The organism is Flavivirga spongiicola (genome assembly GCF_030540825.1).
Classification (GTDB): Bacteria; Bacteroidota; Bacteroidia; order Flavobacteriales; family Flavobacteriaceae; genus Flavivirga; species Flavivirga spongiicola.
In genome coordinates, this window is record NZ_JAUOEO010000001.1 from 866,408 (window position 1) to 883,462 (window position 17,055).

9 protein-coding genes are annotated in these 17,055 nt (G+C 33.6%); all 9 read right to left on the reverse strand.

All coding sequences use genetic code 11. The features are described from left to right. Positions 1–5: 5 nt before the first annotated feature. A complete protein-coding gene (locus tag Q4Q47_RS03180; RefSeq protein WP_303305208.1) occupies positions 6–698 on the reverse strand; it encodes an RraA family protein in 693 nt (230 codons plus the stop codon). Between the two features lie 22 nt (positions 699–720). Next, on the reverse strand, positions 721–1,161 hold the full coding sequence (locus Q4Q47_RS03185; RefSeq protein ID WP_303305209.1) for a hypothetical protein: 441 nt from the start codon (positions 1,159–1,161) through the stop codon (positions 721–723). Between the two features lie 31 nt (positions 1,162–1,192). Further along, positions 1,193–4,105, reverse strand: a complete 2,913-nt coding sequence (locus Q4Q47_RS03190; RefSeq protein WP_303305210.1) for a glycoside hydrolase family 38 N-terminal domain-containing protein — start codon at positions 4,103–4,105, stop codon at positions 1,193–1,195. Between the two features lie 67 nt (positions 4,106–4,172). Then, positions 4,173–5,195 (reverse strand): LacI family DNA-binding transcriptional regulator, encoded by a 1,023-nt coding sequence (locus tag Q4Q47_RS03195; protein WP_303305211.1) that lies wholly within the window; start codon positions 5,193–5,195, stop codon positions 4,173–4,175. A gap of 483 nt (positions 5,196–5,678) precedes the next feature. Then, the gene (locus tag Q4Q47_RS03200; RefSeq protein WP_303305212.1) at positions 5,679–8,279 is read right to left on the reverse strand and encodes a T9SS type A sorting domain-containing protein; all 2,601 of its coding nucleotides are present in this window, start codon (positions 8,277–8,279) and stop codon (positions 5,679–5,681) included. Positions 8,280–8,428: 149 nt separating this feature from the next. Next, a complete protein-coding gene (locus Q4Q47_RS03205) occupies positions 8,429–10,255 on the reverse strand; it encodes a GxGYxYP domain-containing protein (RefSeq protein WP_303305213.1) in 1,827 nt (608 codons plus the stop codon). A 112-nt stretch (positions 10,256–10,367) separates the two neighbouring features. Next, positions 10,368–11,705, reverse strand: coding sequence for a T9SS type A sorting domain-containing protein (locus tag Q4Q47_RS03210; protein ID WP_303305214.1), 1,338 nt, complete (start codon positions 11,703–11,705; stop codon positions 10,368–10,370). 268 nt (positions 11,706–11,973) lie between these two features. After that, on the reverse strand, positions 11,974–13,677 hold the full coding sequence (locus tag Q4Q47_RS03215; protein WP_303305215.1) for a RagB/SusD family nutrient uptake outer membrane protein: 1,704 nt from the start codon (positions 13,675–13,677) through the stop codon (positions 11,974–11,976). Positions 13,678–13,706: 29 nt separating this feature from the next. Then, entirely contained in the window at positions 13,707–16,973 is a 3,267-nt protein-coding gene (locus Q4Q47_RS03220; RefSeq protein WP_303305216.1) for a SusC/RagA family TonB-linked outer membrane protein, read from the reverse strand. Positions 16,974–17,055: the final 82 nt, after the last annotated feature.

Sequence of the window (17,055 nt, forward strand, 5' to 3'; positions counted from 1 at the left end):
AAAAATCACATAATACCGAACTTATTAAAAGCATCTACAGTACTCATACCATTCTCTAATGCTTCTTTTACCTGTTGTTCTCCTCTTGCTTTTTCAATAGCGCCTGTAAAGGCTTCTTTAACAACCGCTTTTGGTACAACAAGAACACCGTCTCGGTCTCCATACATAATATCTCCTGGATGTATTCTTACACCTTCAATTTCGATTGGGACACGATAATCGATAACTTTCCCTCTAGGACCTTGGTCTTGAGCATAACCTCCATAAGAAAATGTAGGAAAGTCGAGATTTAATATTTCATTGGTATCTCTAGACCAACCATGTACAACGGCTCCTGCCGCTTTTAATTTCATAGCTCTGGTGCTCATCAATCCCCCCCAAAGGGCATACCTTGGCGATGAACCCGAACATACATAAACTTCATTTTCTTTAAGATCATCCAAAGCTTCAAACATAATCCCAAATGGCTTTTTCATCATTGGATTATTAGTGTCTTCTGAGATTTCTTCAAACACATCGACTTCCAGTACTGGCATAGCTCTACCTATAACCACAAAATCATCTTGAAGAGGTTTTATTTTTGGAGGTAAAAATTGATGTTGAAAACCCATTTTATCCAGTATATCACCAACCAATGCTACAAAAAGCTCTTTTTTTGCTATCTCAAATAACTCATTATCATTATTCCAAAGTGTCATTACTATTATATTTTATTTTTTATTATTTTAAAAGTTCTTCTACTTTATATTTCAGTTCCGATCTCTTCTCAGAGTCTAAATTAAAATAATCAAAATCAGACAGGTGCGTATTAGATTTTTCCACTATTAAAACCTTACTTTCCTCTTCCATAGCAATATTATGCCACCTGTTTTTAGGAATGTTATAAATTGTATTTTGCTTCATTAATTCAACTTCAAAAAAAGGTATATCATCTTTAAAAGTAGCTACTATTAAAACCGCTTTGCCATTTAATAATACAAAAACTTCATCTGTTTGATAATGAACATCTATTTTGCTTATGTTTTCAATATTTTGTTCTTCCACATAATTTAGTTGGGCCACTTGCCAACCATCTCTAATTAAAAAAGGGTGAAATCCATCTTCGATAATTTGATAAGATTCAATTAGTTCAATTAGGCTCTCTTTGTCACTTTTATTCATACATTATTCTTATTCAAGAATTTAATTCTTTTTACTTATTATAAATTATTTTATAGGTTTCAATGGCATTTTTACCAATACTTATATCCATATTTTTCCCTGATTGATTTATATTGTTTTCTTCTTCTTCTATTAAGTTTGTTTTTATTAATTCAGAAAATGGTTGTGATAGATTTACTGTGGTCTGTTTATCGCTTCCTCCCATTTCTACCAATCTCATAATGACATTATCGTCATCCTCACTCTTTTTTATAGTGCTTATACGCACCATAGAATCTGATACATTAAAAAAGCTCATGTCTGATGGAAGTTTTCCCTCTTTGTTCGTTTTTATTTTTAAAACCGTTCTAAGTGGATGATTAGAAGATGTCCCAAATTGATACGATGTTTTATCACTCGGTTTGTGTGACTTAATAGAAAACTTAAAATGATGATCTCCTGTTTGGTGATACCAATTTCCTTCTCCATGACAACTTTTATGAGATGCTAATAATAGACCTTGCAGTACTGGATAGTCAACCGCTTCTCGGGTTGGATCAATCCAATCTGCTAAGGCTACATCTGTTGCCATAGTTAAAGCAAATTCCTTGGTTTCAGAAGCTATATAATTTAAAACTTCTCTAGGATGAATCGTTGTAGGCTTACTATCATAGGTTCCTCCCCAAGCCCAGCCTTTTGGTGCTTCTTTCATTTCTGTTTTTCCAACTTCAGCGATTGCCAAAGGCACCTCATATTTTATTTTCGCATTGTCCATATTTAATGGTACAGCAAAACGAAATTCACGATTATGGGTTCCATCCCAGTTTATCATATCGATAGAAAAATCAATTTTCTTTTCATGATGAAACACTTTTATTTTTTGAACAATCTGTGTATGCTTAAATAGTGTTTTACTCTCATATTGAGTAAAAACATTTCCATCATTAATAACTCTCCACTGTGATGTATGTTTACTTGTTCTATCATAACCAGCATTATGAGACTTCCCATTGGGATCAAAAACACCTTTCATTTCTGGTTTGGTCATTTGAGTAAATTCACCCGCTCCATTTCCTGTATATTCTAAAGTAAGGACATCTCCTCCCGAAAATTTCGTGCTTTTAATAACGTCCTTGTTTAAAGAATGATCGAACAAAGACCTAATGCCTCCATCTCCTAATTGGATGGTATAAAAATCATTTGTTAACGAATTAGGGGTTACCTCTTTATTTACTTTTAAATCTTTTTTTCCTTTGATTAAATAAAATGTACTATAACCTAAAGAGGGCACTTTATTTGCAACAAATTGTATTACTTTTTCATCATTCTTAGTTACTACTTGCGATGGTACAGCCTTTCCTTCTTTATTAACGACATAATAATTACTTGGGTTTTCTATTTTTACTGAAGCGACATCATTTCTCTCCCACGATAAATCATTATATACAATTACTGCTCTCGATTTTCTTGTTTTAATTTTATTAGAAATAGAGCTTAACGAATTCTTAATTAATCTATCGGATTCGTTTGCAGCAAACTCAAGCTTGCTCCTGAATATACTATCAGTAATATGTCCATTTTTACCTCCCCATCCATGATCTGGATAAATAGACTCTTCAAAAGCATTTGAAAGTTCTTTACTAGGATAGTTCTTAAATGTATTATTGTGAACCAATGCATCTATGGTACTAAATATTTCTGCTGAAGGCAGCATTCTACCAGCTTTTCTTGATGCTGTTACTGCTTTATGGTGTCCAGGACCATGAATATAAGACCATATATTTGGTCTATCTCCTTCCAGTTTATCAAACTTAGCGCCTTCCTTGTTAATTTCAGCCATAAAACTTGATACTGTTGCATGCTTTAAAGTAGGTATTTTAATTCCAGTATTCCGAACAATGCCATTCCACTCCTTTACAACTTTCCCATAGTTGGTGGGTCCAGATGCATCATTACTTATAACGATAGCAAAATGAGGAGGTAAATTTCTTTCGCCATAATAATCACTCCACATTTTCACCCTATTCTGTATTTTACGCATAGCTTCTAAAGCGTCTTCATCAAAAAGTCTATAGAATATTACAGCCCACCCATAGTTTCCTGGTGTATAAGTTAAAACAGAAGAACCATCGGGAGATGTCCAATCATAAAATCCTTCTTTCATTCTCGAAACAAAAAGGTTTTTAACTCCTGATTTTGCTAAAATTTGCGGGAATTGTAGCGTTCTTCCAGGGACATCTGTATTAAAAGCTGTTTTAGCGTCACAACCCTTAAAATTATCCTTAATCCATTTTTTACCAAAATACATCTCTCTAATAAGTTGCTCTCCCATCTGCATGCCTTCGTATGGCTGATTATAAGTAGCTCCCCATGTGAATCTCCCTTCTTTATTTCTTTCGATAACTTCGTCTTTTCTTTCTGGGTGCTCTTCTATAAATTCTTTTAAATTTAGAGCCTGTTCCATTCCAAAATGATAAGCTTTATCCGTTTTCATGACATCTAATGCAGGAACAATGATATCATTTATTCTCTCATGCCTGCAATGTTCTGGAGTATCCATCCAAGCTATATCCTGATGAGAAGAGGAAATAATATGAAATGTACCATCCTTAAAATAATCCCAATCTGATGTTACTAGAGGGGTAAAAAGCTGTTCTTGGGTTAAACCTGTGTTAGTAGCCACTATTTTCATAATCTCTGGTTGACCAAATACAGGTAGCCACGCCCATGCTTTATCATTTTCATACTTGATTTTAGATATATACCCATTATTTAATTCTATGCTATCAAAACCAGAAGCAATATTCAATTTCAAAAAGGCTTTGACCAATAAATTGTTTTCTGCTTGCACATAATCATATGGACGTTCGTACTCAATTAAAATCGCAGAATGACTGCTTTTGTTTTGGGAAAACCCAAAATTAGTTACGAGTACAAAAAGGATAAGGTAAATACTATTTTTCATTTTTATTTTTATAAAATTATTTTCACTAAAGCGCTTTAGTTTTTATTTAAAAATTTTGCTGTTTCAATCATAATGCGCCACATGATTTCCTTATAATAAGAGAGGGTTTTAACATTCTTGTTTTGTTTATTCCACTTTCATTCCCTTGAATCTCATCCATAAGTATATCTACAGAAAAATCCCCTATATCAGCTCCTGGTTGCTTAATCGATGTAATAGGCGGGTCAACCAAATCGAAAGCACCTAACTCATCAAAACTAACAATAGCCACCTCATGTGGTACTTTTATATTTAACCTTCGAAGCTCCCTTAATCCTAAAGATGTTAAATAATGTGTAGAAAATATTATCGAATCCACACTATTAGGAAACCTAACCAGCTCTCCCAAAGCTTCTTTAATTTCATCCTTATAATCTACATTACTCAACTCTTTCACTAAAGCATCACTTGGGTCTATATTAAACTCTTTTAACGCCTCCTGATAACCTAGCAATCGTTGTCTCATAGCTTCTAAACCTGGCTTTAAAGTAACAAACCCTATTTTACGTCTACCTAAATTTAACAAATGCTTAGTTGCTTTTTGAACACCTTCAAAATTATCAACAACAACATAGTTCGTATCTATTTCTGGATATAACCTATCAATTAAAACAAATGGAAGCTTATTATCCTTCAGCAACTCAATATCTTCTGAATTATGTTGCGTTGATGCTAAAATTAAACCATCTACCTGACGATTAATCATCGACTGAATTAACTTTGCCTCATTTTTAGGGTCTTTATTAGAACTTGCATACATAACCACATAACCATATTCTTTTGCTTTTCTCTCAATATGTCCCGCTATTTTAGCATAATGATCATCTGAAATATTAGGGATTATTAACCCTATAGTTTCACTTTTACCTCTACTTAATCCTCGTGCGAGAGAATTAGCTACATAATTGTGCCTCTTAGCATACTCCAAAATTTTTTGCTGTGTATCCTGACTAATCTTGTTCTCATCTCCCTTATTATTTAAAACAAGAGACACGGCTGTTGTAGAAACATTCAAGTTTTTAGCAATATCTTTTAAATATAATTTTTTCAATTGAAAATATTTTAACCTTCTGGCTAAATCGGTTTAGTTAAGGCAAATATACATTAATTTTTTTTTTAACAAAAATAAAATACTTGTTTTAAAATAACATTTTAAATTTAACATATCGATTCTTTAAACGTGAGTTCTACATAAGTAATTACGATTATTACTGTTAACCATCTTATATTTGGGCGTATGTCTCCTCGAGTGCAGTCGAGAGGTATTTAAATAACCTAAAATTTTAATAGGTCTCGACTGCGCTCGACCCGACAACAATTTAAGACATTAAAAATCAACATAATACAAAAATATTATATAGGGTTTTAAGTGTATAAATAAAAACTATTACTTAAAAAAAACCTGACTAAATTCTAATTCAATCAGGTTTTTTTAAGAAAATTACTTTTGATAAGTCTATTATGTAGATTTACATGTTTTATCTACTCAAAAAAAATCTCTGCATTCTATTATAAATGCATATTAAAACATCCTTTAATCTATTACAACTTTTCCTGTAAAAGATTTACCATTAATTTTCACTTTATAAATATACACTCCTGAAGACAAACCTGAAACATCATATGAATATGTTGATCCATATTGGTCTGATGTATTTAATTTTACAGATTTGCCAAGTAATGTTATTAACTCAATTTCCTTATCAAAACTATTTACTTTTCCTAACTTAACATTTAAAACATCTTGATTAGGTGGCTGAAATACTGTTAAAACTGGAGTGTTTATAATAACTTCCTTAGGGGTAGTTTGTACATTTTTTCCATTACCATTTTTTGCTACAGCAGGGTCAACAAATCCTGGTTTATTATAAAATGATACTTTATCTATATTGAGGTTAAGATTATCCCACCAATACACCCTAACCACTATATGATCATTTGATATATTTGTTTCATTGTATTCTTTTGCATTGTATATTACACTAAAATACTGATAGCTACTAGGCGACAAAGGAAACTCCCCTTGTTCTACATGCCTAGATGCAATTAAGGTATTGGTGGTTATATCATAAACCTCAATAGTTGCAACCACTGTATTTGAATTTTTTATGTAATTATCTATTTTCATTTGAACAGAAGCTACCGTCAGGGTATCATTTCCCAAATATGTTTGTGGTACAGGTCCATAAATAACATGTGCAGCATTATGGCTTGCTGTTGTTAACCGGATCCCTTCAGCAATAGCATCATGCCCTGGTGCTTTAATTATGGTATCGTTCTCTGTTTCAAATTGTTTAAATTCAAAGCTTTTTGATGGTTTATTTACAATATCTTTCATAGAAGTCCCTTGTGGAAAACCTATCCGTTTAACCCCTTCAACACTATACTTCCCTCCTGCTATTGAACCAGTAATTCCGCCGCCTCCTTCTTGTCCTATGGTTCCAAAAGGTAACATGCCGCCACCAATTTCTAAACAACCTAATTGTGTACATACACAGTGACCGGTAGCACCATTAATATCTGGCAAAACCGTATGAAATAAATCACCAATATGTGCCATATGTATAGATTTACCTACATCGAAAGAAGCATTGGAGCTCAAAGTATACGATTGTCTAGCCCAAGAAAACTCATCATCTCCAGATGTTGCTCCTGTTAAATCTAGATCGGGGTTAATATATCGCCATTTTTTAGGTAAATATATCTGATCTTTTATTCTATATTTTACATCCACATGCGAATCTCTGACCTTTTCATAGAATGTTTCATTTGGATAAATATAATCAGCTAAATTTATTTTAGAAGTGAAGTCATTTGCATATTTCGTTATAGCAATTCCATGAATAATAGACCAACCACCCATTTGAGGAAATCCAAAATCAGGGTTTCCAACTTCATTATAATATTGATATGTCCTATCAAAATAAGGCTCATCGCCATAAAACTTATACCCCATTAACAAATAAACAGGCCTACGAATACCATCTAAAAAAAGCATATTTGTATTACACCAATCCTGATCATAGACCTCATCTGCATCCCCTAGTTTTTTCACCAAGGCCTTGCTCTTAACAGTAAATGTATCCCCTGAAACTAATGCTTCAATAGGAGCATTATATTGTCCCCAAGGTTGCCGGTTTACTGTTGCACATTCACTCCACCACTTAAAATCAGGATCACTCCCCATATTAGCTTCATCAATACTATACCAGTTACACACTTCAGTAAGACATAAATCATTCCCTTCATTTAAGGAAGAAGGAATTTCATAATGTTCCGCTCCAGCATATCCTATAGGCCAGTCACCATCTCCTTTTTCTCCTATAGCCAAGAAGTTATAAGGACGAGTCCCCTCCTTTTGAACAAAATCCAAACTATCTCCATCAAGCCCATTTAGCAACCACAATCCGTTTAATTTTCCATAAAAGCCTGTTTGATCTATCCATGCTATATAATACTTACCTACAAATATTAAATCCCACATGTTTGGCTCGTCGTACCCCCCAGCAGAAAAACCCAATCCAGTTATAGCATTGTTAACTAAAGTATCTACATGTGAGCTAGAACTTGAACTCTTATTGGTGATACGAGGTGTTCCTACTAAATGTTTATTTGTAGTAAACCTGAATTCTTTAATAGTAATTTTTTTTGTATCATTCCAATACAACCTTGGTTGAATAAGGTGATTAAGCTTACCCTCTAGAGAAAAATGGAGTTCAAATTCCTGGTACTCATCAGATTTAACAAATTCATTTTGCCAAATAACTCTAGAACTTAACACTTTATTATCTGTATAATCTATGACCTCCATATTCAAAACTTGAGCTGCACCATGATTATCATCAATCTTTATTCTAAAAAAAGCTTTCCCGCTTCCTTCATGTAATTTATATGTACGAGGGCCATTCACTAGATACCCTGCATTATGCAAGTTTGGATCGGCATACCAACTTTGGCTATCACCTGGATCTACGGCTCCAGTATCATCATGGCACAAACTAGCCCCAGAATAAGTTAAACTTACTTGATGATCATTCAGAGGTTCCCCATAATCATCACAAGCTCTTTGACCAAATAACCATTGACCTGTTATAAGAACAAGAAAAACACTAAAAATACTTTTACTTATTTTCATAATAAAATGTTTAACTTAATAACTACATCGGTTTAGTTATTAGTGTTAATTAAAAAATCTTTTTAACTTTCAAAACTTAAGCAATAACCAAACCGATTTAATCATTGTTCAAAAAAATCTAATAGATTAATTACTTTTTATAAGGGTAATTAATTTACTTCACTAGGGTAATGCAACTTTCGTATTCTCCAAATAAGTTCTTCTGGAGACACAACATTTACATTACTGTCCAATTTATCAATGGTCCATTTTACTGGAGTAAGTCCACGTGCCTGTACACCATTCTCCTCAAAGGTTGACCATGCATGCACATTAGTCCAGCTCATGGCTGAAGCCCCTTGCTGAATAGCCTGATTACTTTCTGAATTAATGAGACCAGATATTTTAGTGGGATCACCAGATCGTTCAAAATTGGTGCCGTTCCATAATGAGTATTTCGATGAAATTATTGGTATGTGCTTTCCTTCTTTATTTGTAGCCCAATATATTTCTCCATTTCCACTTTCATAAGGTGAGAAATCATTAACAATCATACCTATTATATCTAATTCTTCAGCATAAACTTGGAAAGCCAGTTTAGCCTCAGCACTATGCAAGTCTCTAGTAATAAAGCCAAAAATATTGGCGCCCGTTTTTTTAAGATGAAGATTAATTTTCTTAGCAAATTTTCTTAACATAGGTTCACTACCTCCTCTTAATTTCCCAAACATATCTGGGTAATGATATCCACCTCCATATTCAATTACAGATGTTTGAGTTGGTTGTGTATCAGAAAGATAATCTATTGCATCTGGATACGTTTCTGATAAATTAGAAACGCAAGTGGTCCATCCCATTGGAAAATCACCGTGGTTTTCATTTGCCCAATAATCGGTATGATGGAAAAAGCTCCCTGAAAGCCATTGTATATTATCACCATCAGACATAATAAAACTATGAAAACTACCTTCCTTATCAAAGTCAATATTTTCATGTGAAACAGTCTTTACCTTTTTAGGTTGATACTCATGAGCTCCAGCAGAGGTTACTGTCATATTCCAGCACCAGTTTGTGGCTGTTGTAAACAGTCCGTTTATAGAAGCCTCTTCGGTATAAGTATGTTCGCCTCCAAAATTCCAACCTAAAACTGGAGATATTGGATTTAAGTCTGCTAAAAACACTTCCAGTGGTGTGCCTAATCCATAAAATGAACCTGCATTGTGTGCTATGGCCATTCCTCTTTGATTCGGATAAGCCGGGTCACTCATTAAAATAAGGTTTTTATTTAAAGCTGGTTTCAGCCTCCTATAATGGGTTAAATAATTTTCCTTATTAGCATCATAAATCATTTTTATTCCTAGTTTCTCTGCTTTATCTTTCAGCTTTTTTTCAACAATTATTCCCTTTAAAACAGCAGCGGCTGAGGTTGCGAAATTCGCTGACTCATTCCTTCCTGCTCTATCGTCATAAGAATTCCCAGTTGAATTATCAGCCTTATAACTAATATACCCAGGTATAAGTCCTTTATCATTAAACCTTCTAACAATATCCCATAAGGTAAGCCTAATTACTTCTGTAAAACCTTGGCGTGCTTTCAATTTATCCAACCAAATTGGATAGGATCCATGAAATGCTTCAATCCATACCATTTCATCATTCAATCCTTCATTAACTGCCCAAGCCGCAATACCTGCAAGTGATTCTGCAAGAACCCTCTCATCATATGCCTCGGGATAAAGATTGCATATAATTAACTTTTTGGCTTTATTTTGATTAGGCCACCAATATTCTTCATCTACTGTAAAAGTCTTAGGTGTAACCTCAATATCATCATTAATATTAACAACAGGTGGGTCTGGTTCTTGATTGTCATCTATAGGATTATCTTTACTACATCCCAAACCCACAAATAACATAAAAAGAATGCCTATTATACTAAGGATAGGAATAGATACATAATCTTCCTTTTTTAAGGATTGACACTTTTTCTTTATCATAATTTTTACTTTTACTTTTATTTTTAATTTTACTATTAGCTAATTAAAGCTAGCATCCAATTTCGACCAACTACAAATGAATAGCTTATAACCATCAGAGAAATAAATCGTTTTAGTTATTTTTTATAAATCGAATGGTTTCCTTTCCATTTTTAACAAAGACCTCTATAAAATACATACCATTTGTTAAATTAGACACACCAAATTGGGTTTGTTTATTATTAATTGTTTGTATTAAATTCCCTAATACATCATAAATTCGGGCAGATTCCACTTCTTTGTTTAAAACAAATGTGTCTTTAACTGGGTTAGGGTATAATTTTAATGTTGAAATCAAGGTCTTATCATTAACAGAAAGTGATCCAGCTCCTAAAGATGGCCCTTGTAAAGCATCAAAATAATACTTGTTGCCAGCTGTTCCCTTCTCAAAATAATCAAAAAAGATATGTACCTTTTTAATGTCACCACCCGATGCAAGGCTTAAATCTACCTCTATATCAGTCCACCTATTTGCATGAGCATAATAGCCTACTTCTTGATTATTTTCCCCACTGTCAAAAACTATTGCATCGGCACTATTTAATAGCCTAACATTTACTGTGCCATGGTCTGATCCATTGGTACAATCTGCCAATACTTTAAACTTTAACATTCCTGAATTAGGAATTGCAGCATCTAAAACATAGGTAGTCCAAACATGATCTGTTCCATTGTTAACTACTCTATTTACTGTCGTGCTATTTAATCCTTCTGCATTGGGGTTCGTTGTGGTATCTAATGTAGAGGTTCCTCCTTGAATTGGGTTTAAACTTGTACTGGAGCCTCCAGGGTAATCATACCATGTATTTCCAGATTCTAACGTTGCAGCAACAGATGCTGAGGCAGTCGGCTCGACCGTTATCTGAAAATCGTCAATATATAATGGTTCCACGCTTGTAGCGTTATATAAAGGATAAATCACTACGGTATCATAATCAAGACCTCCATTAGGTATTAGACTCCCAGTAATTTCGGTCCATGATGCATCCACCTTACTAGCTACAAACACTTGAGAATAATTATTATGTTGTCCTACGGAAGAATGAAAAAATCTAACATAAAACCCACCACTAGTAGTTGAAGCGGGGGCATAATATCTTAATTTAAATTGATAACCTTCAGTACTACTTATAGTTTCAGGCAACTTGAATGCAATATAGTGACCAACATGAGTTGCTAGTATTTTTTTTACATATGGGTTTTGAGTATCTGAAGCGTCTGGGTTTGCTACTTTGGTATACCTATTCTCTCCCATCCACCAATAAGCGCCATTTATTGGGTTACTATTAGCAATATCAAGTGTTAAAAGATCTTTACAACTATCATAATCCAGATAGTCGTAATATGTTTGAGCTGGCAAAACAAAAGAAGCAAGAAATAATCCTACACATAAAAGTAAATTTTTATTCATAATATTTTATTTTATAAAAAGTTAATTATAGTTTAATTAAGGTTCCATCCCAATTTGATCAACAACAAATGAAGTGAATACAATAATTAATTAAAGTTATTCATGTATTATATATTTTTAAAAAGAAAAACTATTTAGCATCATATACATTTTTGTTAGACTATGACAAAGTGCCAAACATTATTTTTTACTCTAAAAAAGCGATAAAGGATATAGTAAATATTATATTTTAAGCCTTTATCGCTTAATAGCTACTAATCAAATAGTTCTAATAACCTGTATTTTGAAATAGTCCTTCTTTATCGGACACAATATCAATTTCTGTTTGAGGAATAGGCCAAAGCAGTCTATAGTCATTAAAATTAAATGCACCTGAATAATAACCTACTCCTGGATTAGCAGGTAGTCTAGATTGGGTAGCTGCCTGAAGTCTATTGGTTCTAAGCAAATCGAATTTACGATGATGCTCATAACATAATTCAAACGCACGCTCTAACATAATAGCATCCAAATCAAGACTTCCAGATGTGTAATTACTAAATTCTGGCGTACTAGATTCTGCTACGTTTGGAGAAAAACCTGTTGCGGTTTCATCGTTAAATTGTCTCGCTCTATTTCGTATATCATTCACCAAATCGACAGCAGTTTGTGAAGCTATTCCTCCATTTGCCTCTAAATCTGCCTCCGCATACATTAATAATACATCTGCATAACGAAGTACAATACCATTATTTGGTGTGTTTACCCCATCATAAGGACTCCATTCATTCCATTTTTCAGTCCATCTATATTTCGTAATTCCCATACCCCAATAAAAATGATTTATATATTGACCACCAACAACCAAATCTAAATCATCTTCCCAATCTATGAGTTGATCATATTCAGCCCCATTAATCATAGAAATTCTCCATGGTGGATTATTCCAATAAAAGCGTCTATCTCCTTTTTTGTAATAGGACATAAAAGACGGGGTTGGAGCAACATTTCCTGCTCCTCCCCAACCTGCTTCAGGCCATTTCCATGGAAACCAAGTTGCCATTCCCATCCATTTGGTAAATTGACTTGGATTTTCCTTAGAGAATTGCACTTCCCAAATACTTTCAGAATTCATATTCTTATTGGCTATTGAGAAATTATCTTTGTATTTATCCAATAAAGCATAAGTTCCACTATTAATGACTTCATTTAATACAGCCTTAGATTTATTGTATAATTCTGATGAAGATTCGGGAATAGAACTGTAACCATATTCTTCTTTACCTACCTGGCTAAGTAAATCATCAACTTTGGCATACTTTTTTGTACTAGCCATTGTTAAATATACCTTTCCTAATAATGTTTTTGCTGCATGATGTGTAACTCTCCCAGGCTCGGTCGCATCCTTGGTTAGCGGCAAAGGCTCATTGGCAGTAGCCTCTATTAAATCCTTAACAATTTGAGCGTATATTTCACCTACCGAACTACGAGGTATTTCTTCATTACTTACTTCAAGTGTTAATGGTACTGGTCCCCAAAGTTGAACCATTCTAAAATAAAACCAAGCACGAAGAAATTTCCCCTCAGCAATAACGCGTTGCTTAACGGCATCATCAACTCCAGAATTCTCAGCTGATTTTATAATAATATTAGAACGACTTATCCCATTATAATATTGAATCCATGCATGATAAATTGCATTTTCATCAGATGTATAAGTGAAGTAATCAAATGTAGCAATATACTCACTAGCATATCGTGTTGCTGCAATATCGGTTCCTAACATTACAGGTACAGACATATAGTTATCATACATTTTTTGTGTTTGAGCGTATACACCAAGAATTCCTGCTTTTAATCCTTCTTCAGTACTATAAAAATTCGAATCGGAATAACTCGTTGCCGGAACCTCTTCCAAAATGTCGTTGCTACAGGATTGCCACACAAACAGTCCTATTAAACTAACTAATAAAATTATTTTATTTTTTTTCATAATATATTTTTTAAATTTAAAGACCTGTCTTATAATGATACATTAAGCCCTACTGCCAGTGTAGTTTCTCTTGGGTAAGCACCTCCGTCAAATCCTGAAAGCAATGATTTATATCTTCCTGTATTTACTTCTGGGTCATAACCTTTATATTTTGTCCATACTTTCAGGTTTTTTCCTGTAACAAATAATCTTAAACTACTAATTCCTAATTTAGAAACGACCTCATTTGAAAGGTTATATGAGATTGAAACATCACTTAGTCGAATAAACGAGCCATCTTCTATAAAATGATCTGTTAATATATTCTCGTCTTGTCCTTTAACCCGTCTAATGTAATTCGTACCAGTTCCTTGATGTACTAATTCCTTATTGTCTGGATTTGCTGGATCGTAAGTATATAAAGTTGGATACCATCTATTAGCAGTAGCAGCATTACTATTTGCAAACCCTCTTCCCGATTCTTGCCAAATTCTGTTATGATTAAATATTTTTGAACCTGAACTAAATTGTAACATGACGTTTAAAGCAAAACCTTTATAAGTAAAATAATTACTAAATCCACCAGTAAAATCTGGACTTGACCTCCCTAGTGATACACGATCAAAAGAATCGATAATACCATCATCGTTTTGATCTACAAACTTGGAGTCCCCTGGATAAAGTACACTTGCTGCAGTACCATTTTGAGAGATAAAACCATCTGCTATCGCAGCATCAATTTCTGCCTGAGTTTGCCATAATCCCTGAGTTTGATATCCGAACCATTCACCTATTTCCTCGCCTTCTTTCAATATTCCATAATCAAGATATAGTATATTATCTTCCCCTATTTCAATAACCTTCGATTTGTTGAATGATATATTGAAATTTGAGTTCCATGTAAAATCCCCTCCTCTAAAAGGCGTTGCATCTAATTGTAATTCTAGCCCTTCGTTTTGAAGTTTGCCAAGATTAACTAATTGAGACGTAAACCCTGTATAACCTGGTGTAGAAACGGCTAACAATAAATCTTCGGTCGTTTTTCTGTATACATCGGCTGAAAAAATATATTTGTTTTTTGCGAATGCTAGATCAATACCTATGTCTGTTTCACTTACAGTTTCCCATTGAAGATTTGGATTTTCTGGTCTAGACGTTATACTTCCTAGTGCACGATCAACACCATTAATAGTTGTTTGAACTACATCTATAGCAGATATAGATTGATATGGACTAAGTGCTTGTTTTCCTGTTCTACCCCAACTAGCTCTGAACTTAGTATTTGGAAATCCTGAAATGTTTTTGGCAAATTTTTCATTTGATAATTTCCAAGCTATAGCTGCTGATGGAAAATAGCCCCATTTTTTGTTTTTAGCAAATTTTGAAGACCCATCTGTACGTACGGTTGCTTTAAGCAAATATTTATCTTTATAATTATAATTTAAACGTCCAAAAGAAGAAAGCAATTTAGATTCATCTGATAGAATAACTGGAACACCAGGTGTATCTCCTCCTGCAATACCATTATAACCCAATGACTCAACTGCAAAACCATTAACTTTAGTTATAAACTGTTTTATTTTATTTGACTCTATTGAGCCTCCCAACATAAATGCAAAATTATGATTATCTCCAATTTTATCATTAAAACTTAATATATTGGTATTCACCATTTGCTCTGATTTAAAAGCATGATAATTGGCTACACCTCTGGAATCCCTTCCATAAATAGTTGTTTTTGGATGGTATGAATTATTTTCGGCATGCTCTCCTCTATAGCTCCCTTGTACAGATAAACTTAACTTATCATTAAACTTAACGTTAGCTATTAAGTTTGTTTGAAATACAGAATTCCCCCATTTTTGTTCCATTAATTCCGTTAGTTTAACAGGGCTTGATATTACACCTTCTTGTCTATTTCCAGGAATATGCGACACATCGTAGGTTCCTTCTAAAGGCTTTATAGGTGGTTGCACTAAAGCATTTTGAACAACGCCTGTAAACCCTACGACTTTGGTTTTAGAATAATATGAATTCGTAGAGAGTTTAATGTAATCATTAATATCATTGGTTGTATTTATCGTACCATAAACCTTGTTTGTTTTATTGTTAGGCATAATCCCTTCTTGATCAAGGTAATTTAATGATACTCTTATAGTAGAATGCTCCTTACCACTTGAAAATGCTAAGTCATGATTTTGATATACTCCAGTTCTATACAAGGCATCTTGCCAATTTGTATTCACTGTATTTGGCCAGTTTTCATAATTTTTATAAGTATTTGGTTCACCATGAACATCTTTAGCATTAAAAGACCAAACATTACCCTCATCATCTTGGTAATAATCAAAATTTACAGGATCATAAGTTATCCCTCCTCTATTTGCAAATTTCACATAATTTGAATTTTGATAGTAAATCTGTTTTACCCATCCTCCGGCATCTAAAAGTTCAAGCTGCTTGGAGATATCTGAAAAGCCAGTTACAGATGTAACATCGAATTTACTAACTCCCTTTTTAGCTTTTTTAGTGGTTACTAAAATAACACCATTGGCTCCTCTGGAACCATAAATTGCCGTTGATGCAGCATCTTTTAAAACATCTACGGATGCGACATTTGAGGCATTTAAATCAAAATTATCCATAGGAACTCCATCAACAATATATAAGGGGTTATTCTCTCCTGTTAAAGATGTTGCACCACGAATTATTACAGTACTTCCAGAACTAGGACCTCCTTGGCTTTGGGTGATTTGCACACCACTTAATTTTCCTTTAAGCGCGTCTTGTATATCAACAACAACCCGGTCTTTTGAAAATTTATCCGATTTAATGGAAGCCGTAGCACCTGTATTATCTGCTTTTTTAACCGAACCATACCCAATAAGCACCACTTCATCAAGTTGAGATAAATCTTCTTGCATAACGACATTAATAGTCGCTTTACTACTCACTATTTTTTTAATGGTGCTAAAACCCAAATACGTGTAAACTAAAACAGCCTTTGAAGATTTAACTAAAACGGTGTAGTTTCCGTCAAAATCAGAAACAACGCCGTTCGAAGTACCAGCTTCAACAATATTAACACCTACAAGTGGCTTACCAGCTTCATCAGTAATAGTCCCTTTAATTTCATATCCTTGAAAGTGAACATCTTTTTCTATCAATTTTATACTCTCCTTTTCTAAGCCTGCATATATGTGACTTATTTTATTAATAGGTTCTGCTGCTCTTGCCTGAAAGACAACACTTGCAAATGCTAAAGCAAAGCATACACAAACCCCTTTTTTTAAGGGCTGAAACATTTTTTTAATCATTTTTAAATTTAAATTAAATTAGTTAGTATAATCCCAATCGACCAACTACAAAAGAGACAAATACAATAATCATTCAAGACGT

What these genes read in the sequence shown, in the direction of transcription:
- Q4Q47_RS03180 (WP_303305208.1), bottom strand. Translation starts at nt 698, where the DNA reads ATGACACTTTGGAATAATGATAATGAGTTATTTGAGATAGCAAAAAAA.
- Q4Q47_RS03185 (WP_303305209.1), bottom strand. Translation starts at nt 1,161, where the DNA reads ATGAATAAAAGTGACAAAGAGAGCCTAATTGAACTAATTGAATCTTAT.
- Q4Q47_RS03190 (WP_303305210.1), bottom strand. Translation starts at nt 4,105, where the DNA reads ATGAAAAATAGTATTTACCTTATCCTTTTTGTACTCGTAACTAATTTT.
- Q4Q47_RS03200 (WP_303305212.1), bottom strand. Translation starts at nt 8,279, where the DNA reads ATGAAAATAAGTAAAAGTATTTTTAGTGTTTTTCTTGTTCTTATAACA.
- Q4Q47_RS03205 (WP_303305213.1), bottom strand. Translation starts at nt 10,255, where the DNA reads ATGATAAAGAAAAAGTGTCAATCCTTAAAAAAGGAAGATTATGTATCT.
- Q4Q47_RS03210 (WP_303305214.1), bottom strand. Translation starts at nt 11,705, where the DNA reads ATGAATAAAAATTTACTTTTATGTGTAGGATTATTTCTTGCTTCTTTT.
- Q4Q47_RS03215 (WP_303305215.1), bottom strand. Translation starts at nt 13,677, where the DNA reads ATGAAAAAAAATAAAATAATTTTATTAGTTAGTTTAATAGGACTGTTT.
- Q4Q47_RS03220 (WP_303305216.1), bottom strand. Translation starts at nt 16,973, where the DNA reads ATGATTAAAAAAATGTTTCAGCCCTTAAAAAAAGGGGTTTGTGTATGC.